Annotated in this window: 17 protein-coding genes; 10 read left to right on the top strand and 7 right to left on the bottom strand. The window is 66.5% G+C overall.

Going from position 1 to position 22,526, the window contains the following annotated elements; all coding sequences use genetic code 11:
• Positions 1 to 16: 16 nt before the first annotated feature.
• From ACUTR7_RS24655 to ACUTR7_RS24645, 3 genes are read right to left on the bottom strand one after another with little or no spacing between them, the layout of a single operon-like run.
• Positions 17 to 568, bottom strand: a complete 552-nt coding sequence (locus ACUTR7_RS24655) for a transporter (RefSeq protein WP_043822266.1) — start codon at positions 566 to 568, stop codon at positions 17 to 19.
• Between the two features lie 25 nt (positions 569 to 593).
• The gene (locus ACUTR7_RS24650) at positions 594 to 4,433 is read right to left on the bottom strand and encodes a tetratricopeptide repeat protein (RefSeq protein ID WP_445610032.1); all 3,840 of its coding nucleotides are present in this window, start codon (positions 4,431 to 4,433) and stop codon (positions 594 to 596) included.
• Entirely contained in the window at positions 4,399 to 7,236 is a 2,838-nt protein-coding gene (locus ACUTR7_RS24645; RefSeq protein WP_445610031.1) for a bifunctional glycoside hydrolase 114/ polysaccharide deacetylase family protein, read from the bottom strand. The genes ACUTR7_RS24650 and ACUTR7_RS24645 overlap by 35 nt, the downstream gene beginning before the upstream one ends.
• Positions 7,237 to 7,471: 235 nt before the next feature.
• Between ACUTR7_RS24645 and galE the strand changes: the two genes are divergently transcribed.
• From galE to tatC, 10 genes are all read left to right on the top strand, one after another.
• Positions 7,472 to 8,482 carry a UDP-glucose 4-epimerase GalE gene (gene galE, locus ACUTR7_RS24640; RefSeq protein WP_099732863.1) on the top strand — a complete coding sequence of 337 codons (1,011 nt, stop codon included), beginning with the start codon at positions 7,472 to 7,474 and terminating at the stop codon, positions 8,480 to 8,482.
• A 76-nt stretch (positions 8,483 to 8,558) separates the two neighbouring features.
• Entirely contained in the window at positions 8,559 to 9,359 is an 801-nt protein-coding gene (hisF, locus tag ACUTR7_RS24635) for an imidazole glycerol phosphate synthase subunit HisF (protein WP_016450993.1), read from the top strand.
• A gap of 244 nt (positions 9,360 to 9,603) precedes the next feature.
• The gene (gene hisI / locus ACUTR7_RS24630; protein ID WP_013800785.1) at positions 9,604 to 10,002 is read left to right on the top strand and encodes a phosphoribosyl-AMP cyclohydrolase; all 399 of its coding nucleotides are present in this window, start codon (positions 9,604 to 9,606) and stop codon (positions 10,000 to 10,002) included.
• Positions 9,999 to 10,412, top strand: coding sequence for a phosphoribosyl-ATP diphosphatase (locus ACUTR7_RS24625; RefSeq protein ID WP_445610030.1), 414 nt, complete (start codon positions 9,999 to 10,001; stop codon positions 10,410 to 10,412). Before hisI ends, ACUTR7_RS24625 begins: the two co-directional genes overlap by 4 nt.
• Positions 10,409 to 10,801 (top strand): DUF4870 family protein, encoded by a 393-nt coding sequence (locus tag ACUTR7_RS24620; protein ID WP_013800783.1) that lies wholly within the window; start codon positions 10,409 to 10,411, stop codon positions 10,799 to 10,801. Before ACUTR7_RS24625 ends, ACUTR7_RS24620 begins: the two co-directional genes overlap by 4 nt.
• A gap of 19 nt (positions 10,802 to 10,820) precedes the next feature.
• Complete coding sequence (locus ACUTR7_RS24615) at positions 10,821 to 11,852, top strand: patatin-like phospholipase family protein (protein ID WP_445610029.1); 1,032 nt, start codon at positions 10,821 to 10,823, stop codon at positions 11,850 to 11,852.
• Between the two features lie 41 nt (positions 11,853 to 11,893).
• The gene (locus ACUTR7_RS24610; RefSeq protein WP_012207351.1) at positions 11,894 to 12,256 is read left to right on the top strand and encodes a histidine triad nucleotide-binding protein; all 363 of its coding nucleotides are present in this window, start codon (positions 11,894 to 11,896) and stop codon (positions 12,254 to 12,256) included.
• Between the two features lie 193 nt (positions 12,257 to 12,449).
• A complete protein-coding gene (gene tatA, locus ACUTR7_RS24605; protein ID WP_013800780.1) occupies positions 12,450 to 12,689 on the top strand; it encodes a Sec-independent protein translocase subunit TatA in 240 nt (79 codons plus the stop codon).
• Between the two features lie 21 nt (positions 12,690 to 12,710).
• A complete protein-coding gene (gene tatB / locus ACUTR7_RS24600) occupies positions 12,711 to 13,208 on the top strand; it encodes a Sec-independent protein translocase protein TatB (protein ID WP_012207353.1) in 498 nt (165 codons plus the stop codon).
• 150 nt (positions 13,209 to 13,358) lie between these two features.
• Positions 13,359 to 14,186 carry a twin-arginine translocase subunit TatC gene (gene tatC / locus ACUTR7_RS24595; protein WP_445610028.1) on the top strand — a complete coding sequence of 276 codons (828 nt, stop codon included), beginning with the start codon at positions 13,359 to 13,361 and terminating at the stop codon, positions 14,184 to 14,186.
• A 232-nt stretch (positions 14,187 to 14,418) separates the two neighbouring features.
• Here tatC and ACUTR7_RS24590 read toward each other — a convergent pair whose 3' ends face one another.
• From ACUTR7_RS24590 to ACUTR7_RS24575, 4 genes are all read right to left on the bottom strand, one after another.
• Positions 14,419 to 15,894, bottom strand: coding sequence for a glutamate synthase subunit beta (locus ACUTR7_RS24590; RefSeq protein WP_043822251.1), 1,476 nt, complete (start codon positions 15,892 to 15,894; stop codon positions 14,419 to 14,421).
• Between the two features lie 69 nt (positions 15,895 to 15,963).
• Positions 15,964 to 20,694, bottom strand: a complete 4,731-nt coding sequence (locus ACUTR7_RS24585) for a glutamate synthase-related protein (protein ID WP_013800777.1) — start codon at positions 20,692 to 20,694, stop codon at positions 15,964 to 15,966.
• Positions 20,695 to 20,882: 188 nt separating this feature from the next.
• The gene (locus tag ACUTR7_RS24580; RefSeq protein WP_013800776.1) at positions 20,883 to 21,593 is read right to left on the bottom strand and encodes a transposase; all 711 of its coding nucleotides are present in this window, start codon (positions 21,591 to 21,593) and stop codon (positions 20,883 to 20,885) included.
• Positions 21,594 to 21,648: 55 nt separating this feature from the next.
• Positions 21,649 to 22,488, bottom strand: a complete 840-nt coding sequence (locus ACUTR7_RS24575; RefSeq protein ID WP_043822246.1) for an IclR family transcriptional regulator domain-containing protein — start codon at positions 22,486 to 22,488, stop codon at positions 21,649 to 21,651.
• Positions 22,489 to 22,526: the final 38 nt, after the last annotated feature.

Below are 22,526 nucleotides of genomic sequence, written 5' to 3'. Positions count from 1 at the left end.
CGTTCCCTGGATTCGCTTATCGGGCGTTGGCCAGGCCTGTGCCCAGCAGGTTGCGGATCAGCTTCTGGCCCACGGCGGCCAGGGCCTCGCGGCTCCAGCCGCTTTGCGCGCCCGCGCCGCTCCACACGGTGGCGCCGGTGCCCACGTCCACGATCTCCAAGGTCACGCCCACGGCCGGCTCGCCATCCACGCCCACCTTGTAGCGCCATTCGTCCACCGCGCCCGTCAGCGCATAGCGCACGCCTTCGCCGCGCGCCCAGGCCAGGGCGTCATCGCGGCGCTTGGCTTCGCGGCCGTCGAACAGGGTTTCCTGCAGTGCATCGCCCGTGTAGCGCTTGACCTGGCCCACGCCACGCGCATTGATCAGCGCCGTGGCAATGGCGGCGGCGCGGTTGCCGGCCATGGGCGTTTCGGTGTGGTTCTCGAAGGGCAGCACCGCCCAGCTGGCATTCGTCTCCAGCGCGGGCGCCGTGCCCCGGTCGATGGTCGAGCAGGCAGACAGCAGGCCGACAAGGGCAATACCCGTGAGCACGCGAAGGCGGGAGGCGAAAGTGGTGCGGTGTGTCATGGAGAGGCTCCTTGAAGTCTTCGGATCAGTAGTGGAGGCGGTAGGTCAGCAACAGCTCGCGGGTATTGCCCACGGTGTTGATGCCCGACTTGGACAGATTCAGGCCCAGCGCGAGGTGGTCCGCGCCGAACAGGCTGGTGGCCAGGCCCATGCCCAGCTCGTAGCCCGCGCCGTTGACGCTGTGGTGCGTCAGGGCCAGGCTGGCGTAGGGCCGCAGCGCGCGCGTGTACTGCTGCTCGTAGCCCGTGTTGAACATCATCTGCAGGCCCGAGAAGCGGAAACTGCGCGGCAGCAGATAGTCGATGGTGGGATCGTTGAACGGCGGCAGGTAACCCAGGATGGCCGCATCCCGGCCCTGCAGCAGCGCCGGGTCGTTGCGGCTGTAGCGGTGCCAGGAGGTGAAGGCGCCGAACTGCAGGGTGGGCGCCTCGCTGCGGTAGGTGTGCAGGTATTGCAGCGTCGCATGGTTGCCGGAGCCCACGCGTGCGCCGCTTTGCACGCGGTAGCGCTCCGATGCCAGCTCCAGCGTGATCTGGTCCAGGCGCGAGAGCTGGTAGCTGCTGCCCAGCGACACGCGGTCCTTCATGCCGCCCATACGCATGGCCAGCGTTTCCTGCGTGGCCAGGTGCCGGCCCAGTGATGCCTGCAGGCTCCAGCGGCTGTCCACGTTGTAGGTCTGCGTGAACTGCATGGGCGTGTAGCTCTCCAGGCTTTCGCGCCGGCCCAGCATGAATTCGCTGGACGCCGACTGCGTCTTGCGCGTCAGGCGCAGGCCGATGCCCCGCTCCTGCGAGGGGCCGCGCACCAGGGTGTTTTTGTTGACCGTGCGGCGCACGTCCTCGGCATCCAGGTCCAGCGCCCAGCGGGGGTTCAGGCCCACATGCCAGCGCAGCCGGGAGACCTGCTCGTCGATGGCGTCCATGCGGCGGTTGCGCAGTTGCAGGCCGCCGTAGTCGCTGAAGGCCAGCAGCTGCTCGGTCAGCGCCAGGTGCAGGGGATCGTCGTCGGGCTGGTCGGCCATGTTCTCGAAAGCCGCCGTCTGCGCCAGCCGCACATCGCCGACCATGGCTGCCGCGTTGATGCGGTCATAGCGCGGCAGCGCCTCGTCATGGCGCTGCAGCAGCTGCCCGGCCTGGGCCACATCCTTTTCCGCCAGGGCCACCGTGATCTCGGCCCACAGCGGCGAGCTGGTGCTCTTGCTGCGGCTGCGCGCGTACTGCTGCCACAGGTAGCCACGCTCGGCCTGGTACTCGCCGCGCTCCTGCAGCCAGGCAATGGCCAGCTCGGCCGCAGCGGCGGAATGCTCGCGGCGCCCGCCTTCCAGGTCCATGCGCAGCAGCTCGCGCATCAGGGCGAATTCGGCATCGCCCTGCGTGTGAAAGAGCATGAGCCGGCTGCGGGCCTGGCGCTGAACCTCGTCCAGCCCCTCGGCCGTCAGCCATTTGCGGGCGGCCAGGGCCGCTGCGCCGTCCTTGGCGCGTGCCCGCACCTTCTCGCGCGTCCACAGCTGCTGCCTCAGGCTCCAGGCCCGATCGGCCTGCTGGTTCTGCTCCAGCGCGTCGGCGTACTGCATCATCCACAGGAAGTCGTCGGCATGCTCGGCGCGGTGCGGCTTCAGATAGCGTTCCAGCGCAACGGCCGGGCGCGACAGCGTCATGTAGGCCGCCGCCAGGGCGCCGTGCATGTCGGCATCGCGCGCCCAGACAGGCTCGGCCGCCGCCAGCAGCAGCTTGAGGGCCGCCGCGTTCTGCGTGTCGATCAGCAGCCACATCAGGCCCTGGCGCAGCGGCGTGGAGCCGGGGTCCAGCGCCAGGCCCTTCTCGAAGGCCTCCATGGCTTTTTTCGATTGCGCCGTGCGCTGGTAGTAGGCGCCCAGTATCTGGAAGAAGGTGGGCTGGCCCTGCAGGCGCTTGACCAGGGCCGGGTCGGCCAAGATGCGTTCGACCTGGCTGCCGATCTGCGTCCAGTCCTCCAGGTCCTCCAGCAGGTAGAAGGCCTGCGTCAGATGGCGCACGTCATGGAACTGCTCCCAGGCGTGCAGGGACATCCGGGCCGCCTCGCGCCGGTCGGCGCGCTGCAGCAGGCGTATCACCTCGTCGTAGTCGCTGATGCCGGCGTGCGGCGTCTGCAGCAGGCGGCGGTAGGCCTTCAGCGTCAGTGCTTCCTGGCGCTGGTCCTGGGCCAGGTCGCCCAGCAGGCGCCAGTACTCGCCCTCGTCCTGCATGCCGGCGGGAATGCGCGTCTGCGCATCCTCCAGCCAGCGCAGGCCCAGCGCCGGCTCGCCCTGCAGCAGCGCGAGCACGGCGGCGGGCATGGCATGGGCCGGCGTGCGCTGCTCGGGATCGGCAAGCACACGCTTCCAGGCCTGCAGCGCCAGTTGCGACCGGCCTGCGCGTTCGGCCAGCTGGGCCAGCAGGATCTGCGACTGCGGCGTGCTGCCGTGCTTTTGCAGATAGTCGATGGCCTCGCCGGGCTCGGCCTGGCGCTCGTAGGCCTGGACCAGCGCCTGCTGCAGCGCGGCATCCTGGGGACGGCGGCTCAACTGGTGGCGCAGGCCGGCAATCAGGGCACGGTCGTCGAACAGGCCCGGCGCCAGGCGCATCACAGTCTTCCAGGCATCCTCGCGCCCCGTGTTCTGCGCAATGACCAGCCAGCTGTCCAGGGCCTGCTGCTGCTGTCCCATCCATTCGGACACCTGGGCCAGGCGTTCGCGCCAGGCCATGTCCTGCGGCGCCTGGCGCACGGCGGCCGTGGCCACGCGCCAGGCATCTTCCAGGTTGCGGTTTTCGAGGAATACCTCGTAGCCCAGCAGGTAGGTCTTGTCGTCAAAGGGCAGGCCCGGCGGCGGCTTGCGCACGGGATCGGCCGTGCGCAGCATGCGCCAGCCCGGCGCGGTCCAGGCCACGGGCTGCAGCGCCCAGGCGCCGTCGTCGGCAACCGGGTCCGGACCGGCGCCCGAAGCCCCGGCCACCTGCGTCTGCCACTGCTGCAGCAGGGACAGCTGCAGCAGCCGCTTGGCATAGCGCTCGGCCTCGGCCCGGTTGCCTGCCGCGCGCGCCAGGCCGATGAGCTTTCGCAGCGTCTCGGGGTCGCTGCCCAGCAGTTCTTCCTGCTGGCGCGCCAGCGCCAGCGCTTCGTTGGCACGGTTGCCGGACTGCAGCACCTGCAGGGCCTGCCAGAGGTAGGCGCGCGACTGCTGGACGTCTTCGGTCGTGGCGCTTGCCTGGCGCAGCAGCCGGGCCGATTCCTCGTACAGGGACATGCCCAGCGCCTGCCGCGCTGCGGATTCATAGACCTGCGCCTTGCGCGCGGGATCGGCCTGGCGGCCTGCCACGTCGTCGTAGATGCCCAGGGCCAGCGGTGCGTCCTTGAGCACCAGCGCCGACGAGGCCAGGTACAGCGCCTGCTCCTGGGTCAGCCCCTGCAGCGGCACGTCCTTCAACGCCTGCATCACCTGCGGCGCCAGCGCCTCGGCCTGGCCGCCCGCGCGGTGGTCCTGCTTTTGCGCCTCCAGATAGCCCTGGTAGGCGGCCTGCCAGTGGTCCCAGGCCTGGACGGCTGCGCTGGGCAGCGCCTGCTTGGCCGCCTCTTCCCGCGCCAGCTTGATGGCCTGCAGGCGCTCTTCCTTGGCCTTGAGCAGGGCGCGCAGGTTCTCGTTGCCGGGATCGCTCTTGAGCAGGTTGCTCAGGTAGTTGTAGGACAGCTCGGAGTCATCTCCGGTGACAGAGAGCCGGCGCTCCAGATCCTGCTTGGGAAACAGCATCCACAGGGCGCCACCGATCAGTACCGCCAGCAGCGCGATCAGCCAGAAGGGAACCGTGATGGGGCGCTCAGAGCCCCCGGCATTGCGCTTGGAGTTCGACACTGTTTTGGGTACTTCTGAAGGAACGGAGGTTGGCGTTGCCGGTATCGGCACCCGCCACGGCAAGGAGGGGCGTGGCGGCGTTCGAGGAACTCAGCGAACAGCCGGCAGGCAGGTACATGCGCAGCTCCAGCGGCACATGGCCCTGCAGGGCGAAGCGCACGCCGCCGTCGGCCTGGGGCTGCCATTGCGTGAGCCGGGCATTGGCATCCACCAGATAGGGGCGCGCCGCGTGGGCGGCCGCGCCTGCGGCGTCCTGTTGCGTCTGTTGCGCCTGTTGCACCAGGTATCCGGCGCTGCCGGCCAGGTGCAGGTAGCTGCCGTCTGCCCCCTTGGCATAGCCGGCAATGCCGCTGCTGGCAGCCATGGAAGGCAGGGCCATGCCGGGCGGCATGCGCAGCGTGCGCAGCTGGCCCGGACCCCGCAAGCGCCAGCCCTGCGCGTCGCGGCCGATGGCGAATTCGTAGAAATCCTGCACCTTGCGGATGTACTCGGAGCTGTAGACCGGGTTCAGCCGCTGCGCCAGCGCCCACTGGTAGATCCTGTGCAACGCCTTGATGCTGGCCTGCTTGCTGGCGGAGTAGGAGTGGTAGTAGATGTCCACGGCCTTCAGGCGCCGGGGAGCCTCGGTCATCTCGAAGGTCTCGATGACGCGCTCGAAGCCGTAGAACGGCCCGTGCCAGAGGTTGGTGTAGATGTTCTCGTTGGTGACGGGCGCATAGATCTGCAGGTGGCCGCCCTTGCGCAGACCCCAGCTGCGCACCTCGGTCAGCGAAGGATTGCTGCGCGTGATGGCCGTGTCGCCACCATTCATGTTGAGCAGTCCCGCCGCGTCGGAGATGGCCAGGGCCTCGGCGCTGGGCGCCGTGTTGCCGGTCCACAGGAACACGTCCACCGGCTTGCCGGGCGGCGCCAGGCGCTTGCGGATATAGTCGACCGAACCATTGATCTCCCGGTTCATGTCCATCTGGTAGCCGGGGATGTGGAGGTTGAGGTTCACCTCCTTGCTGTCATCCCCGTCGGGCGCTGCCCCGGGCTCCCAGAAGAAGGGATGGGAATAGGAATGGCTGGCGATCTCGACATGGGGCATGGCGAAGATGCGCTTGGCAATGCCCTCCAGCTGGTCGGCCCACTGCGGATACAGGCCCTGCGGCGAGACTTCGGCCTCGATGACCGAGATGGTGTGCGGAATCCTGTAGCGCTCCAGAATCTCGCGGCGCAGCACTTCGCCCGCAAAGGGCGTGCCCGGCAGCTCGGCCCTGGAGGGAAAGCCGTCGCCATCCACATGGGCCAGCAACAGGCGGCGGCCGTTCTCGGTGGAGACATCGGGCGCGGGGAAATCCTTCAGGCGCAGCGCCTCGCGCAGCAGCGCGAAGGGATCGATCACCCAGCGCGACTGGTCGGTGCCCGGCATGCTCACCACCACATAGGGCATGAGCGCAAAGCCGCCCCAGGGCGTGATGGCGGCCGACACGAATCGGCGCCCCCGCTTGTCGTCGAAGGACAGCAGCTCGCGGCTGCCCCTGGCCATCTGCGGCGTGAACTCCCAGCCTTCGTAATCGTGCGCTGGCTCGGCCGGCTGTATCTCGAAACCCATGACCGACGCCTTTTCGGCGCGCCGCAGCGGGAACACGGGTGCCGCTTCCGTGCTGCGCGTGCCCAGGGCGGCCGACATGGTGCGGTCCTGTGATAGGCCCAGCGTATTGAGCACCAGCAGCGGCATGCCCTGCTGCACCTGGTTGGCCAGCCACTGCCGCACGCTTTTGGCCCGCATCTCGGGCACCGCGCCGCCGAACCAGCTCACCACGCCGGCATAGCGGTCGCGCGCCACGCCTTCGGGCAGGGGCTCGCGCACATCGGCGTAGTCGGCAACGTAGCCCATGTAGTTGATGGGCATTTCCAGGAAGCGGTGCGCCGATGCGCCGTTGATGGACGGATAGTCGGCACCGTTGTAGAGAATCAACACCCTGCGCGCCACCGCCTCCACCTGGCCTATGCCCAGGGTCTGCAGCCCGGCATCGGAAACCCACGGAATGATGCCCAACTGCGCAATGCGGCGGGCCGTCTCGCGCGTGGCGTCGCGGTCATGCGGGGCCACGTAGTCGATGGACAGCACCGGCAGGCGGTCGCGCTCACGGATGGTCTGCAGTTGCTGCAGCAGCCATTCGCGGTCTTTCTCGGGCACGTTCACATAGCGCTTGAGGCTGGCATCCCAGCCCCGCAACAGCGACTCCGCCGCCACCATCTGTACCTTGTCCCTCACACGCGGCACGATCTCGAAACCCCGGTTCAGGATCAGGCGGATGCCGGGATAGCGCTGGTGCAGCGTCTCGATGACGCGCACCAGGCCGTCCTGCTGGGCCTTTTCGTCGAAATTCGCGGCCAGGCGGTAGGAGTCCAGCGTGTCCAGGAAGAAGCCCCGAAAACCCTGCTTCCACAGCGGTGCGATCACCTCGTCGGCAAAGAAGGCGGGCCACTGCGCAGGCGTCTGGTCCAGGACGATGGACTGCCAGGCGCCGTTGCGCGCCATCTTCCAGGCCTCGGGAATCTTGCTGAAGTAGGCGCGCTCGGGCAGCACCTCGGCCACGGAGGCATATGCGTAGAGCTCGCTGCCCGGAGCCTGCTTGCGGAATTGAACGGGGTCGTAGCCGTGGCCCGGCTCCACGACGGCAATGTCGTAGAGGCTCAGTTCACTGAGCGAGGCCTTGTTCCCGTAATAGACGGCAACCGCTGGCTCGGCGGCCTGCACCGCCCAGCCGCACAACAGCCCCCAGCAAAACAGGCAGGTTCGCAGGAAAGCGTTCACGGCCTTCTCCTCGGGGTGCGGCCACGCACGGTCAATTCATAGTTTTTGTACATCAAATTTCTAGTCGATTTGATAAAAGCTATCGTCAGTCCGACGAAATGCGGGCGCGAGCATACCGGTTTTTGTCTGCAAACGTGTCTTCTCCCTACTTTTGTGCTCGGCGCCCTTGAAGCACGGGGGAAGCTGGGTTATGGCGATACTAGGCAGGCAGAAAAATCACCAATGAAAGGTATTCATGATTCTGGTCACAGGCGGCGCCGGCTTCATCGGCTCGCATACCTGCGTGGAACTCGCCGCTGCGGGCGAGCCCTACCTGATCTACGACAACTTCAGCAACAGCAGCCCCGATGTGCTCGACCGCATGGAACGCATCACGGGCCGGCGCCCGCTGTGCGTCGAGGGCGACGTGCGCGACCGCGCCGCGCTGGAGCGGCTGTTTGCCGAGCACTCCATCCGCGAGGTGATCCACTTCGCCGCGCTCAAGGCCGTGGGCGAGTCCGTGGCCCAGCCGCTGCGCTACTACGAACACAACGTGGGCGGAACGGTGGCCCTGCTGCAGGCCATGCGGACGGCGGGCGTGCGCAGCCTGGTGTTCTCCTCCTCGGCCACGGTCTACGGCGATCCGGCCAGCCTGCCGATCCGCGAAGACTTTCCGCTGTCCGCCACCAACCCCTACGGCCGCAGCAAGCTGTGGATCGAGGAAATGCTGGCCGACCTGGACCGCGCCGAGCCCGGCCAGTGGAGCCTGGCACGGCTGCGCTACTTCAACCCCGTGGGCGCCCATGAAAGCGGCCTGATCGGCGAGGACCCGCGCGACATCCCCAACAACCTCATGCCCTATGTGTCGCAGGTCGCCATCGGCCAGCGCCAGCAGCTCAGTGTCTATGGCGATGACTATGCGACGCCGGACGGCACGGGCGTGCGCGACTACATCCACGTCACCGACCTGGCGCGCGGCCACCTGGCAGCGCTGCGCTATCTGCGCGAGCAGCAGGGCCTGCTGACCGTGAACCTGGGCACGGGGCGCCCGGTCTCGGTGCTGGAGATGGTCAAGGCCTTCGAGCGCGCCAGCGGCCGCCCCGTGCCCTACCAGATCGTGGCGCGCCGTCCCGGCGACGTGGCCCAGTGCTGGGCCGACCCCGCCGAGGCCGAGCGCCTGCTGGGCTGGAAGGCTGCGCTGGATATCGATCGCATGTGCGAAGACGCATGGCGCTGGCAAAGCCAGGCCGCAGGCCTCAAGCGCTGAACCCCGCAGCGCCTGCGGGCGCCGAGGGCGTGGTATCTTTTCGCCCTTGTTTCACGCCCTAGCCACGAGTCTGCCCATGCTTGCCAAACGCATCATCCCCTGTCTTGACGTCACGGGAGGGCGCGTCGTCAAAGGCGTGAACTTCGTGGAACTGCGCGATGCGGGCGACCCGGTGGAGATCGCCGCGCGCTACAACGCCCAGGGCGCGGACGAGCTGACCTTCCTGGACATCACGGCCACCAGCGACGGGCGCGACCTGATCCTGCCCATCATCGAATCCGTGGCCAGCCAGGTCTTCATTCCCCTGACCGTCGGCGGCGGTGTGCGCACCGTCGAGGACGTGCGCCGCCTGCTCAACGCGGGCGCCGACAAGACCAGCTTCAACTCGGCCGCCATCGCCAACCCCGATGTGATCAATGCCGCCTCCGACAAGTACGGCGCGCAATGCATCGTCGTGGCCATCGATGCCAAGCGGCGCACCGCCGAGGACGAGCAGCGCATGGGCGCCGATGGCCGCGCTGCCGGCCCCGGCTGGGACGTGTACAGCCACGGCGGACGCAAGAACACCGGCCTGGATGCCGTGCAGTGGGCCGCCGAAATGGCGCGCCGCGGCGCGGGCGAGATCCTGCTGACCAGCATGGACCGCGACGGCACCAAGTCCGGGTTCGACCTGAAGCTCACGCGCGCCGTCAGCGACGCCGTGCCCGTGCCCGTGATCGCCTCGGGCGGCGTGGGCTCACTGGACGACCTGGCCGATGGCGTGACCCTGGGCGGCGCCGACGCCGTGCTGGCCGCCAGCATCTTCCACTACGGCGAATTCACCGTGGGCCAGGCCAAGCAGCGCATGGCCGAGCGCGGCGTGCCCGTGCGCCTCTGATACGGCGCGTCGGCGGACTCCTTCATTTCAGTTTTCCATGGCGCTCGCGCCGCCCACAACCCATGAAACCGGCGCGGCCCAAGGGACCAGGGACAGCGAGCAAGGGCCGCCCCGCAGCAAGGCTGTCGTCTCCCTCCCGCGCAGCGAGAGAGGGGGAAGGCGCGAAGCGACTCAGGGGGTGTATTTTCAATCCAGGCAATTCCTGACAATCCTGTCACAGGGATGCCCACCCAGGATATTCACAATGCAGGCAATGAACTGGCTAGATCAAGTCAAATGGGATGCGCAGGGCCTGGTGCCCGTGATCGCGCAGGAAAAGGACACGGGCGACGTGATGATGTTCGCCTGGATGAACCGCGAGGCCCTGGCCAAGACGGCCGAGCTGGGTCGCGCAGTCTACTTCAGCCGCTCGCGCAACAAGCTGTGGTTCAAGGGCGAGGAATCGGGCCACGTGCAGACCGTGCACGAGGTGCGCATCGACTGCGACAACGACGTGGTTCTGCTCAAGATCACCCAGACCGGCCACGAGCCCGGCATTGCCTGCCACACGGGGCGCCACAGCTGCTTTTACAGCGTGCTGCAGAACGGCCAGTGGCAGGCCGTCGATCCGGTCTTGAAAGACCCCGAATCGATCTACAAATGAATTCCACGAACATGAACGACACCGCAAGCACTTCCTCGCTGGACGCCCTGGCGCGCCTGGCCGCCGTCATCGAAAGCCGCAAGCCCGCCAACGGCGGCGACCCCGACAAGAGCTACGTCGCCCGCCTGCTGCACAAGGGCCCGGATGCCTTTCTGAAGAAGATCGGCGAAGAGGCCACCGAAGTGGTCATGGCCGCCAAGGACGCAGACCATGGCGCAGACACCGGCAAAATCCTCTACGAAGTGGCCGATCTGTGGTTCCATAGCATGATCGCCCTGGCCCACTATGGCCTGACGCCCGCCCAGGTCGTTGCCGAACTGGAACGCCGCGAAGGCACCAGCGGCATCGAGGAAAAGGCGCTGCGCAAGGCCCAGGAACGTGATGTGAACGAGAAAGGACCGCTGCCATGAATGACGATTACATCGAAGTCCGTGCCCTGGACCAGTCCCGCATCGAAGGCCTCAAGGCCTGGGGCTGGGTCAGCTACCTGCTGCACCTGGTGGTGGCCGTGGCCGCCGTCGTGCCGGGCGCACAGCCCAGCATTGCGCTGCTGGTGATCGCCCTGATCATCGATCTGGTCAAGCGCGGCGACGCCGAAGGCAGCTGGATGGCCAACCACTTCTCGTGGCGCATCCGCAGCGTGATCTGGGCCGGCATCCTGTACCTGGTCACGGCGCCGCTGTGGCTGCTGTTCTTCGTGCCCGGCTGGATCGCCTGGACCGTCATCTCCATCTGGTTCCTCTACCGCATCGTGCGCGGCATGGTCGCCATGAACCGCAACCAGGCCGTGGACCGCTGAAGGTCCCGGGCAAACCGCCATGACTCCGACCCCGACCTGCAAGATCAACCTCGCCCTGCAGGGCGGGGGCTCGCACGGCGCCTTGACCTGGGGCGTGCTCGATGCGCTGCTGGAAGACGGCAGCTTTGTCTTCGACGGCATCAGCGGCACCAGCGCCGGTGCCATGAATGCAGTGGCCCTGGCCCAGGGCTTTGCCAAGGCTGCACGCCAGGAAAGCGATCCGGTGGCCGCCCAGGAGCTGGGGGCCGAGCTGGCCCGCGCCACGCTGACCGAACTGTGGGAAGGCGTGGGCACCATGGGCAGCCTGATGTGGGGCGCGCCCCTGCCGGGCAGCCCCTTCATGGGCGTGCTCAACCAGTTCTTCTCGCCCTACCAGACCAACCCGTTGGACATCAACCCGCTGCGCAAGCTGCTCGAACGGGTCGTGGATTTCGAGGCGCTGACGCATCCGCCCGTGGAAGGCGTGGTGCCCAAGGTCTTTGTCTGCGCCACCAATGTGCGCACAGGCCGGGGAAGCATCTTTTCGGGCAGAAAACTCAGTGCCGACGCGGTCATGGCCTCGGCCTGCCTGCCTCAGCTGTTCAAGGCTGTGGAAATCGATGGCGAGCCCTACTGGGATGGCGGCTTTTCGGGCAACCCGGCGCTGTACCCGCTGATCTACGGCACGGCGTCCAGCGACATCCTGCTGGTGCAGATCAACCCCATCGAGCACACCGATCTGCCCAACACGGCGGCCGACATCATGGACCGCATGAACGAGGTCACCTTCAACGCCGGCCTGCTGGCCGAGTTGCGCGCCATCGAGTTCGTCAAGCGCCTGCTCGAGCAGGGCAAGCTGGACCCGACACGCTACAAAAAGGTGCTGCTGCACCGCGTGGACGGCGGCTCCGTGCTCAAGGGCTATGGCGCCTCGACCAAGACGCGCTCCGACATGCGCTTCGTGCGCGAGCTGTTCGAGCTCGGACGCGAGCAGGGCCAGCAGTGGCTCCAGCAGCACCGCAGCGACATCGGCGTGCGCCAGACGCTGCGCATCAACGACAATCCGGCCTGATTTCCAACCTACCGCCAGCTTCCCAGGATTCCTGTAGCGCCATGCACGACCACGACCCGAACTGCCTGTTTTGCCGCATCACCAAAGGCGAGATCCCTTCCCGCAAGGTCTATGAGGACGAAGACGTCTTCGCCTTCCACGACATCCATCCCGGCGCGCCCATCCACTTCCTGATGGTGCCCAAGAAGCACATCCCCTCCATGGCCCAGGTCCAGGCCGAGGACGCCCCGCTGCTGGGCCGCCTGATGGCGCTGGCACCCCGCCTGGCCGCCGAGCAAGGCTGCAACCCGTATCCCGACGGGGGCTTTCGCCTGGTGGTCAACACCGGCACCGAAGGCGGCCAGGAAGTCCACCACCTGCATATCCACGTCATGGGCGGCCCCCGCCCCTGGCTCAAGGGCTGAAACTCAAGGGCTGAAAACGCCGCAGCGGCCACGCTGCCTGCGGCAGACGGCTGCCGCCCGGCACAAGGTGGCCCGTCTCTTGCTTGAGGCACCCCCTGTTTCTTGCGTCGGCCAAACGGCTTTTGTGGGGCCTTGCGAACTGCCGCCATGGCCCGGCGTCTAAAATGACCTGCAATTCTTAGGAGAGATTCTCATGGGCTCGTTTTCCATCTGGCATTGGCTGATCGTCCTGGCCATCGTGGTTCTGGTGTTTGGCACCAAGAAGCTGAAGAACATCGGTTCCGACCTCGGCGGCGCCGTCAAGGGCTTCAAGGACGGCGTGAAGGACGGTTCGACCTCCACCGACACTCCCGCAGCCGCTCCCGGCCAGGTCGCCGGCCAGACGGCTGCCGACAAGACCACCATCGACGTCGAAGCCAAGCAAAAGAGCTGATGGCCCGCACGCCAAGCTTCCATGTTTGATATTGGCCTTTCCAAGATGGCGCTCATCGGTGCCGTGGCCCTCGTGGTCATCGGTCCCGAGAAGCTGCCGCGCGTGGCGCGTACCGTAGGCACCCTGCTGGGCAAGGCCCAGCGCTATGTCTCCGATGTGAAGGCCGAGGTCAACCGTTCGATGGAACTCGACGAGTTGCGCAAGATGAAGGACACCGTGGAGGGCGCGGCGCGAGACGTCGAGCAATCCATCCACACTTCGGCCGCCAACTTCGAGAAGGACTGGAACGAGTCCACGGCATCGCTCAACGGCACGTCTTCCTCGTACGACTCCTCTTCCTACGGCTCCGACAGCGATACGTACAGCGCCGTGGCGCCGGCCTACCGCCACCCGGGCAAGAACTGGCGCCTCAAGCGTGCCGCCGTGCCCCAGTGGTACAAGGCCCGTGCCGGTGTGCGCACCAAGGCGCAGTCGGGCGCGGCGCGCGTGGCGCGCTTTCGCCCCCAGAAGTCCCGCTGAAGATGCCGGCGCGCCGCGGGCCACGAGGCAACCAGCCCAGCCTCTGCCACCCGGGCACCCGCCATTGCCGAATCCTGCCCGATCCGTCGGGCTTTCTGCTTTTCACCCCAGGTCCGTGGATGCCCTTGCGGCCCGCCGCGGTTTCGCACCATGTCCGACATTCCACCTAAAGACGACGAGCTGGCAGGCACCGAGCAGCCTTTCGTCCAGCACCTGATGGAGCTGCGCGACCGCCTGCTCTATTGCATCTACGGCATCGGTCTGGCGATCGCCGTGCTGGCCGTGTGGCCCGGCCCCAACGGGCTGATCGACTTCATCGCCCATCCGATCAAGGCCCACATGCCGCCCGATGCCAAGCTCATCGCGGTGGGCGTGTTCACGCCCTTCTTCGTACCGCTCAAGGTGCTGATGATGGTGGGCGTGCTGGCCGTGCTGCCCTGGATCATGTACCAGATGTGGGCCTTCGTGGCTCCCGGCCTGTACAGCCATGAAAAGCGCTTTGCGCTGCCGCTGATCATCTTCGGCAGCCTGCTGGCCTATATCGGCATCGCCTTCGTGCAGTTCTTCGTGCTCGACAAGATGTTCGCCTTCATCCAGGGCTTCACCCCGGACAGCGTGGCGGCCACGCCGGACATCGCCTCGTATGTGGAGGCCATCCTGTCGCTGTACCTGGCCTTTGGCCTGGCCTTCCAGGTGCCCATCGTGGTCATGCTGCTGGTGCGCTTCGGCCTGGTGGACATCGCCAAGCTCAAGTCCTTCCGCGGCTACTTCATCGTGGTGGCCTTCATCATTGCCGCCGTGGTCACGCCGCCCGACGTGATCTCCCAACTGGCCCTGGCCATTCCGATGTGCATTCTTTACGAAATAGGCATCCTGGGCGCCGGCTGGTTCAGCCGCGTCTCCAAGGCACCGGAAGAAGAAGAAGCCGAGTCCGGCACTGCAGTGGACAAGCCGGCAGACGACAAGCCGGCGCAATAGTCCCCGCAGCACGAAAAGCAAAAAGCCCTTGGTTCATCACCAAGGGCTTTTTTTTTAGCCACCGTACTCTCTCATATCAGTCCGGAGCATTCGAAACTGGCGCACTTCAAACCCAGGGACAGCGAGCAAGGGCCGCCCCGCAGCAAGGCTGTCGTCCCCCTCCCTCGCGCAGCGAGTAGAGAGGCGTCGTGCCACGGGGGGAAGGCGCGAAGCGACTCAGGGGGTGCCTACCTCACCGAGGCAGGTCGGACGCGCCCATCAAGAATTCATCGATGGAGCGAGCGGCCTGGCGGCCTTCGCGGATGGCCCAGACCACCAGGGACTGGCCGCGGCGCACGTCGCCGGCGGCGAAGAGCTTGGGCACGCTGGTGGCGTAGCCACCCGTGAAGTCGGTGGTTGCCTTGGCGTTGCCGCGGGTGTCCTTGTCCACGCCAAAGGCGTCGAGCACGGCCTGCACAGGGCTGACGAAGCCCATGGCCAGCAGCACCAGGTCGGCCTTGAGCACCTGCTCGCTGCCGGGCACCTCGACCATCTTGCCGTCCTTCATTTCGATGCGCACGGTCTTGACGGCCGTGACCTGGCCCTTCTCGCCGATGAATTCCTTGGTGGCGATGGCGAACTCGCGCTCGCAGCCTTCCTCGTGGCTGGAGCTGGTGCGCAGCTTGATCGGCCAGTAGGGCCAGACCAGGGGCTTGTTCTCCTGCTCGGGCGGCATGGGCATCAGCTCGAACTGGGTCACGCTGACGGCGCCGTGGCGGTTGCTGGTGCCCACGCAGTCGGAGCCGGTGTCGCCGCCACCGATGACGATGACGTGCTTGCCATCGGCCCGCAGCTGGCCCTTGAGCTTGTCGCCGGCGTTGACCTTGTTTTGCTGCGGCAGGAACTCCATGGCGAAATGGATGCCCTTGAGTTCGCGCCCCGGCACGGGCAGGTCGCGCGACTGCTCGGCACCGCCGGTCAGCAGCACGGCGTCGAACTCGGCCATGAGCTGCTCGGGGCTGACGGTTTCCTTGGCCCAGTTGGTGACCTTGGAGTCTTCGCCCAGGCCGTCCTTGCCCGCCACCAGCACGCCGGTACGGATCTTGACGCCTTCGGCCACGAGCTGCTCGACGCGGCGGTCGATGTGCGACTTCTCCATCTTGAAGTCGGGAATGCCGTAGCGCAGCAGGCCGCCCACGCGGTCGTTCTTCTCGAACAGCGTGACATCGTGGCCGGCGCGGGCCAGCTGCTGCGATGCGGCCAGGCCTGCGGGGCCTGCGCCGACCACGGCGACCTTCTTGCCGGTCTTGCGGCTGCTGGGCAGGGGCTTGACCCAGCCTTCGGCCCAGGCACGGTCGATGATGGCGTGCTCGATGGACTTGATGCCCACGGCGTCGTCGTTGATGTTCAGGGTGCAGGCGGCCTCGCAGGGTGCGGGACAGATGCGGCCCGTGAACTCGGGGAAGTTGTTGGTGCTGTGCAGCACGGCGCTGGCGCTCTTCCAGCCGCCGTGGAAGACCAGGTCGTTGAAATCCGGAATGATGTTGTTGACCGGGCAGCCGCTGTTGCAGAACGGCGTGCCGCAGTCCATGCAGCGCGCGCCCTGGATCTTGGCCTGGCTGTCATCGAGGCCGATGACGAATTCCTTGTAGTGCTTCACGCGCTCGACGACGGGCGCGTAGCCCTCCTCGAGGCGTTCATATTCCATGAAGCCGGTGGTCTTTCCCATGATTCGTTGTCCTGATGTGTGGGGTGCAGGGATGGATGCGGGCTGCTGCCCGCATCCTTCGCTTCCTTGTTATTTGGCGGCCACGGCTTCCTTGGCGTGTTCCTCGACCTCGGGCGTGGCGGGCTCTTCCATCACCTGGCGCTCGTACATCTCGGACAGGGCACGCTTGTACTCGCTGGGGAAGACCTTGACGAACTTGGAGCGGGCCGCCGCCCAGTTGTCCAGCAGGTCGCGGGCGCGCTTGGAGCCGGTCCAGCGGCTGTGCGCCTCGATCAGTGCACGCAGCTGGCGTTCGTCGGTTTCGCGGCGGTGCCAGACGGCGGGCGAGACCTGGGCCAGGTGCTCGTCATGGGGCAGCACCTGGTCCAGCGAGACGGACGCCTTGTTGCAGCGCTCGGCGAAGCGGCCATCCTCGTCATACACATAGGCCACGCCGCCGCTCATGCCGGCCGCGAAGTTGCGGCCCGTCTTGCCCAGCACCACCACGGTGCCGCCGGTCATGTATTCGCAGCCGTGGTCGCCCACGCCTTCGACCACGGCCGTGGCGCCCGACAGGCGGACCGCGAAACGCTCGCCGGCCACGCCGCCGAAGAAGGCCTCGCCGCTGGTGGCACCGAACATCACGGTGTTGCCGACGATGGTGTTGGTCGTCGTGTCGCCGCGGAATTCATGGCTGGCATGCACCACCACGCGGCCGCCGGACAGGCCCTTGCCCGTGTAGTCGTTGGCATCGCCGCGCAGGTTCAGCGTGATGCCGTTGCACAGGAAGGCGCCGAAGGACTGGCCGCCGGTTCCCTCGAAGTGGATGCGGATGGTGTCATCCGGCAGGCCTTCGGGATGCACGCGCGTCACGGCACCGGAGAGCATGGCGCCCACGGAGCGGTTCACGTTGCGCGCCACTTCCATGATGCGCACGCGCTCGCCGTTCTCGATGGCGGGCTTGCAGCGCTCGATGAGCTTCACGTCCAGCGCCTTGTCCAGCAGGTGGTCCTGCTTTTCGACATGGAAGCGCGCCACGTCGGCGGGCACTTCGGGCTGGGCGAACAGGCGCGAGAAGTCCAGGCCCTGGGCCTTCCAGTGCTGCAGGCCCTTGCGGGTGTCCAGCAGGTCGGCACGGCCGATCAGGTCGTCGAACTTGGCCACGCCCAGCTGGGCCATGATCTGGCGCACTTCCTCGGCGATGAAGAAGAAGTAGTTCACCACATGCTCGGGCTTGCCCGAGAACTTGGCGCGCAGCACCGGGTCCTGCGTGGCCACGCCCACGGGGCAGGTGTTCAGGTGGCACTTGCGCATCATGATGCAGCCCTCGACGACCAGGGGCGCGGTGGCGAAGCCGAACTCGTCGGCGCCCAGCAGCGCGCCGATGACGACGTCGCGGCCGGTCTTCATCTGGCCGTCGGCCTGAACGCGGATACGGCCGCGCAGGCGGTTGAGCACCAGGGTCTGCTGGGTCTCGGCCAGGCCGATTTCCCAGGGCGAGCCCGCATGCTTGATGGACGACCAGGGCGATGCGCCCGTGCCGCCGTCATGGCCTGCGATGACCACGTGGTCGCTCTTGCACTTGGCCACGCCGGCCGCGATGGTGCCCACACCCACTTCGGACACGAGCTTGACCGAGATGTCGGCGTGCGGTGCCACGTTCTTCAGGTCGTGGATCAGCTGGGCCAGATCCTCGATGGAGTAGATGTCGTGGTGGGGCGGGGGCGAGATCAGGCCGACGCCGGGCACGGAGTGGCGCAGCTTGCCGATGTAGTCGGACACCTTGCCGCCGGGCAGCTGGCCGCCTTCGCCGGGCTTGGCGCCCTGGGCCATCTTGATCTGCACCTGGTCCGAGGACGACAGGTACTCGGCCGTGACGCCGAAGCGGCCCGATGCCACCTGCTTGATCCTGGAGCGCAGCGAGTCGCCGTCCTGCAGCTCGATGTCGGCTTCGACCTTGTCGGCGCCGATGATGGAGCCCAGGGTCTCGCCCTTCTTGATCGGGATGCCCTTGAGCTCGTTGCGGTAGCGCTGGGGATCTTCCCCGCCTTCGCCGGTGTTGCTCTTGCCGCCGATGCGGTTCATGGCCACGGCCAGCGTGGCATGGGCCTCGGTGCTGATCGAGCCCAGCGACATGGCGCCCGTGGCAAAGCGCTTGACGATGTCCTTGGCCGATTCGACCTGGTCCAGCGCAATGGCCTTGGCCGGGTCGAACTTGAACTCGAACAGGCCGCGCAGCGTCATGTGGCGCTTGCTCTGGTCGTTGATCAGCTGGGCGTATTCCTTGTACGTGCTCCAGTTGTTGGAGCGCGTGGAATGCTGCAGCTTGGCGATGGCGTCGGGCGACCACATGTGCTCTTCGCCACGGGCGCGCCAGGCGTATTCGCCGCCGGCGTCCAGCATGGTCTCCAGCACGGGATCGTCACCGAAGGCCGCGCGGTGGTTGCGGATGGTTTCCTCGGCGATCTCGAAGACGCCGATGCCCTCGACGCGGCTGGCCGTGCCGGTGAAGTACTTGTCCACGGTGTCGCTGTTCAGGCCGATCACCTCGAACAGTTGGGCGCCGCAATAGGACATGTAGGTGGACACGCCCATCTTGGACATGATCTTGGACAGGCCCTTGCCGATGGCCTTGACGTAGTTGTAGATGGCCTTGTCGGCCGAAAGGTCGCCGCCCAGCTCCTTGTGCATGTCGGCCAAGGTTTCCATGGCCAGGTAGGGATGCACGGCCTCGGCACCGTAGCCCGCCAGCACGGCGAAGTGATGCACTTCGCGCGCCGTGCCCGTTTCCACGACCAGGCCGGCCGTGGTGCGCAGGCCCTCGCGCACCAGGTGCTGGTGGATGGCCGACAGCGCCAGCAGCGCGGGGATGGCCACCTGGGTGGCGCTCACATGGCGGTCACTGATGATCAGGATGTTGGCGCCACCCTTGATGGCGTCCACGGCCTGCGCGCACAGCGATGCCAGCTTGGCTTCCACGCCCTGCTTGCCCCAGGACAGCGGGTAGGTGATGTCGATCGTTGCGCTCTTGAACTTGCCCTGGGTGTGGCGTTCGATGTCGCGCAGCTTGGCCATGTCGGCGAAGTCCAGCACCGGCTGGTGCACTTCGAGGCGCATGGGCGGGTTGACCTGGTTGATGTCCAGCAGGTTGGGCTTGGGTCCGATGAAGGACACCAGCGACATCACGATGGCTTCGCGGATGGGGTCGATCGGCGGGTTGGTCACCTGCGCGAACATCTGGCGGAAGTAGTTGTACAGCGGCTTGTTCTTGTCCGACAGCACGGCCAGCGGGCTGTCGTTGCCCATGGAGCCGATGCCTTCCTCGCCGTTCTTGGCCATGGGGGCCAGCAGGAACTTGATGTCTTCCTGCGTGAAGCCGAAGGCCTGCTGGCGCTCGAGCAGCGGCAGGCTGGCGGCCTCGGGGCCGGCATGGGTGTCACCGCCCACGCTGCCCAGCTTGATGCGCAGGTTCTCGATCCACTGCTTGTAGGGCTTGGTGTTGACGATGTTGGCCTTGAGCTCGTCGTCCTCAATCAGGCGGCCCTGCTCCAGGTCGATCAGCAGCATCTTGCCGGGCTGCAGGCGCCACTTGCGCACGATGGAGCTGTCGGGCACGGGCAGCACGCCGGCTTCGGACGCCAGGATGACCAAGTCGTCATCGGTGATCACGTAGCGCGAGGGGCGCAGGCCGTTGCGGTCCAGCGTGGCGCCGATCTGGCGACCGTCGGTGAACACGATGGAGGCCGGGCCGTCCCAGGGCTCCATCATGGCGGCGTGGTATTCATAGAAGGCGCGGCGGCGCTCGTCCATGGACTCGTGCTGCTCCCAGGGCTCGGGAATCATCATCATCACGGCCTGGCTGATGGGGTAGCCGGCCATGGTCAGCAGTTCCAGGCAGTTGTCGAAAGTTGCCGTGTCGGACTGGCCTGCGAAGCTGATGGGATAGAGCTTCTTGAGGTCTTCGGCCAGCACGGGCGAGGCCATCACGCCCTCACGCGCCAGCATCCAGTTGTAGTTGCCGCGCACGGTGTTGATTTCACCGTTGTGGGCCACGTAGCGGTAGGGGTGGGCCAGCGGCCACTCGGGGAAGGTGTTGGTCGAAAAGCGCTGGTGCACCAGGCCGATGGCCGAGACGCAGCGCTCGTCGGACAGGTCGTTGTAGTACACGCCCACCTGGTCGGCCAGCAGCAGGCCCTTGTAGACCACGGTGCGGCTGCTCATGCTGGGAACGTAGTATTCCTTGCTGTGCTTGAGCTTGAGGTTCTGGATGGCGGCGCTGGCCGTCTTGCGGATCACGTACAGCTTGCGCTCCAGCGCGTCCTGCACGATCACGTCGGCGCCGCGGCCGATGAAGACCTGGCGCAGGATGGGTTCCTTTTCCTGGACCGTGGGCGACATGGGCATGTCGCGGTTCACGGGCACATCGCGCCAGCCCAGCAGGACCTGGCCTTCGGCCTTGATGGCGCGTTCCATCTCCTGCTCGCAAGCCAGGCGCGAGGCGTGTTCCTTGGGCAGGAAGATCATGCCCACGCCGTACTCGCCCGCGGGCGGCAGGGCCACGCCCTGCTTTGCCATCTCTTCGCGGTAGAGCTGGTCGGGAATCTGGATCAGAATGCCCGCGCCATCGCCCATGAGCTTGTCGGCGCCCACGGCGCCGCGATGGTCGATGTTTTCGAGGATCTTGAGCGCGCCGGTGACGATGTCATGGCGCTTGACGCCCTTGATATGTGCAACAAAGCCGAGGCCGCAGGCGTCGTGCTCGTTGCTCTTGGAGTACAGACCGTGGTCTTGGAGATGCTTGATCTCGGCAGCCGTCGTCATGGCGGAATCCTCAAATTTTTCGCAGGGAACGCAAGATTAAGGCAAGGCATCACCTCATGCAATAAATTTATATAAGGGTCAGATCCCAATTAATTCCAGAACAAAAAAATCGGAAATTAATAAGGGACACATTTATTTCACAAAGGCCTGTAGTGAGGAATCAAGCACTTGCAGGCTATCAGTGGGTACTAACGCACTGTTGTGGTGCGCTCATTGGTCCGTCCGGGCGGACGACCGGCACGTTGGCGGGTCACACGGCGCTCGGTGCGCTGTTGTAAATCGGCAATGAATTGCTCATCGCCCAGCGCCCAGCCCCGCAGCGCCGACTGGCTGATGCGCTCGGCGTCGTCGGCGCCAACCCCCTCTTCCACGGCTTCCACATAGGCCGCATCCCGCGCAAACGGGGTGTTGCCCAGCTCCCAGAACACGGCATGCGGCTGGATCAGCGCGTCGCTGCGCAGGCCGGCGTTGTGCGCGTAGCTGGACCAGGGCCAGTCGGCCGGCCGCTGGACCAGGCCGGCGCGCACAGGGCTGTCGTCCATGAAGACCATGGTGGGCAGCAGCCAGCTGGGCTGCAGCACCGTGCCGCGATAGCGGCCTTCCCACAGCGTGCCGCTGCGGCCGTGGCGGTCGTTGAAGTAGCGCACATAGCGCCGGCCCACGGCCTGCATGAACTTGGGCAGGCCATCGCCGGTGCGGGGCGTGGCCAGCAGGTGGAACTGGCTGGGCAGCAGCACGTAGGCATGCACGGCCAGCTCGCAGCTGCGCGCCATCTCGCGCAGCAGCCCCAGCATGGTCTCCCGGTCCTGGGCATCGATGAAGATGTCCCCGCCGTTGTTGCCGAGCTGGATGATGTGGTGCGGCAGATCCGCAAGAGTGAGTCGGGGCAGGCGGGCCATGGTGCGAGTGCGGGGCGTGGATCGGCAATTATGGAGCGCTGCGCCGCCCGCCGCCCTACAGGGAAAGCCGCGATGAGGCCCGCAGCAGCTGGCTCACCAGTTGCGTGGCGGCCAGCAGCCGGGGCAGCAGTTGCCCGCGCATCATCTCAGCGCTGTTGCGGTTGGCCTGGCCACTGATGTTGAGCGCGGCCACGGTGCGCCCGGCCGCGTTCTTCACGGGCGCCGCGATGGAGATCAGGCCTTCGGCCAGTTCCTGGTCCACCAGGGCCCAGCCCTGGGCGCGCACCTCCAGAATGCGCTGGCGCAGGCGGTCATCATCCTGCTCGGTCAGGGCCGTGAACTGCCGGCGCTCGCGCGCATCCAGCAGGGCCTGCAGGGATTCATCGCTCTCGCCGGCCAGCAGCACGCGACCCATCGAGGTCCAGCAGGCCGGCAGGCGCGAGCCAACGCCGAGGTTGGTGCTCATGATCTTGTGGGTGTGCACGCGCAGCACATAGACGATGTCGCCCCCATCGAGCACGGCGGCCGAGCAGGACTCCTTGACCTCGTCGACCAGGTTTTCCATCACGGGCTCGGCCAGGTTCCAGACCGGGGTGGAGCTGAGGTAGGCAAAGCCCAGTTCCATGATGCGCGGCGTGAGTTGGAACAGCTTGCCGTCGCTCTTCACATAGCCCAGCGTCTGCAGCGTCAGCAGGATGCGCCGGGCCCCGGCACGCGTGAGCCCCGTGCGCGCCGCCACCTCGCTGAGCGTCTGCGCAGGCGCCTCGGCGCTGAACGAGCGGATCACGCCCAGGCCGCGCGCAAAGGACTGCACATAGCTGTCGCCGGGGCGCGGCGTGCCGCCCTCTTCTTCAACCCCACCTGTGGAAATTACGGAAGCGGCATTTTTTTCCATGGCTCTATAATTCTTTCTGCGAACTTTTGTTCTACATA

This window comes from Delftia sp. NA_296.1 (assembly GCF_052692095.1).
Note: the sequence above shows the minus strand (reverse complement) of the source record. Positions and strands in the feature narration are given on the sequence as shown.

Coding starts and splice junctions, on each gene's coding strand:
- ACUTR7_RS24655 (WP_043822266.1), bottom strand. CDS start 568: ATGACACACCGCACCACTTTCGCCTCCCGCCTTCGCGTGCTCACGGGT.
- galE (WP_099732863.1), top strand. CDS start 7,472: ATGATTCTGGTCACAGGCGGCGCCGGCTTCATCGGCTCGCATACCTGC.
- hisF (WP_016450993.1), top strand. CDS start 8,559: ATGCTTGCCAAACGCATCATCCCCTGTCTTGACGTCACGGGAGGGCGC.
- hisI (WP_013800785.1), top strand. CDS start 9,604: ATGCAGGCAATGAACTGGCTAGATCAAGTCAAATGGGATGCGCAGGGC.
- ACUTR7_RS24625 (WP_445610030.1), top strand. CDS start 9,999: ATGAATTCCACGAACATGAACGACACCGCAAGCACTTCCTCGCTGGAC.
- ACUTR7_RS24620 (WP_013800783.1), top strand. CDS start 10,409: ATGAATGACGATTACATCGAAGTCCGTGCCCTGGACCAGTCCCGCATC.
- ACUTR7_RS24615 (WP_445610029.1), top strand. CDS start 10,821: ATGACTCCGACCCCGACCTGCAAGATCAACCTCGCCCTGCAGGGCGGG.
- ACUTR7_RS24610 (WP_012207351.1), top strand. CDS start 11,894: ATGCACGACCACGACCCGAACTGCCTGTTTTGCCGCATCACCAAAGGC.
- tatA (WP_013800780.1), top strand. CDS start 12,450: ATGGGCTCGTTTTCCATCTGGCATTGGCTGATCGTCCTGGCCATCGTG.
- tatB (WP_012207353.1), top strand. CDS start 12,711: ATGTTTGATATTGGCCTTTCCAAGATGGCGCTCATCGGTGCCGTGGCC.
- tatC (WP_445610028.1), top strand. CDS start 13,359: ATGTCCGACATTCCACCTAAAGACGACGAGCTGGCAGGCACCGAGCAG.
- ACUTR7_RS24590 (WP_043822251.1), bottom strand. CDS start 15,894: ATGGGAAAGACCACCGGCTTCATGGAATATGAACGCCTCGAGGAGGGC.
- ACUTR7_RS24585 (WP_013800777.1), bottom strand. CDS start 20,694: ATGACGACGGCTGCCGAGATCAAGCATCTCCAAGACCACGGTCTGTAC.
- ACUTR7_RS24580 (WP_013800776.1), bottom strand. CDS start 21,593: ATGGCCCGCCTGCCCCGACTCACTCTTGCGGATCTGCCGCACCACATC.
- ACUTR7_RS24575 (WP_043822246.1), bottom strand. CDS start 22,488: ATGGAAAAAAATGCCGCTTCCGTAATTTCCACAGGTGGGGTTGAAGAA.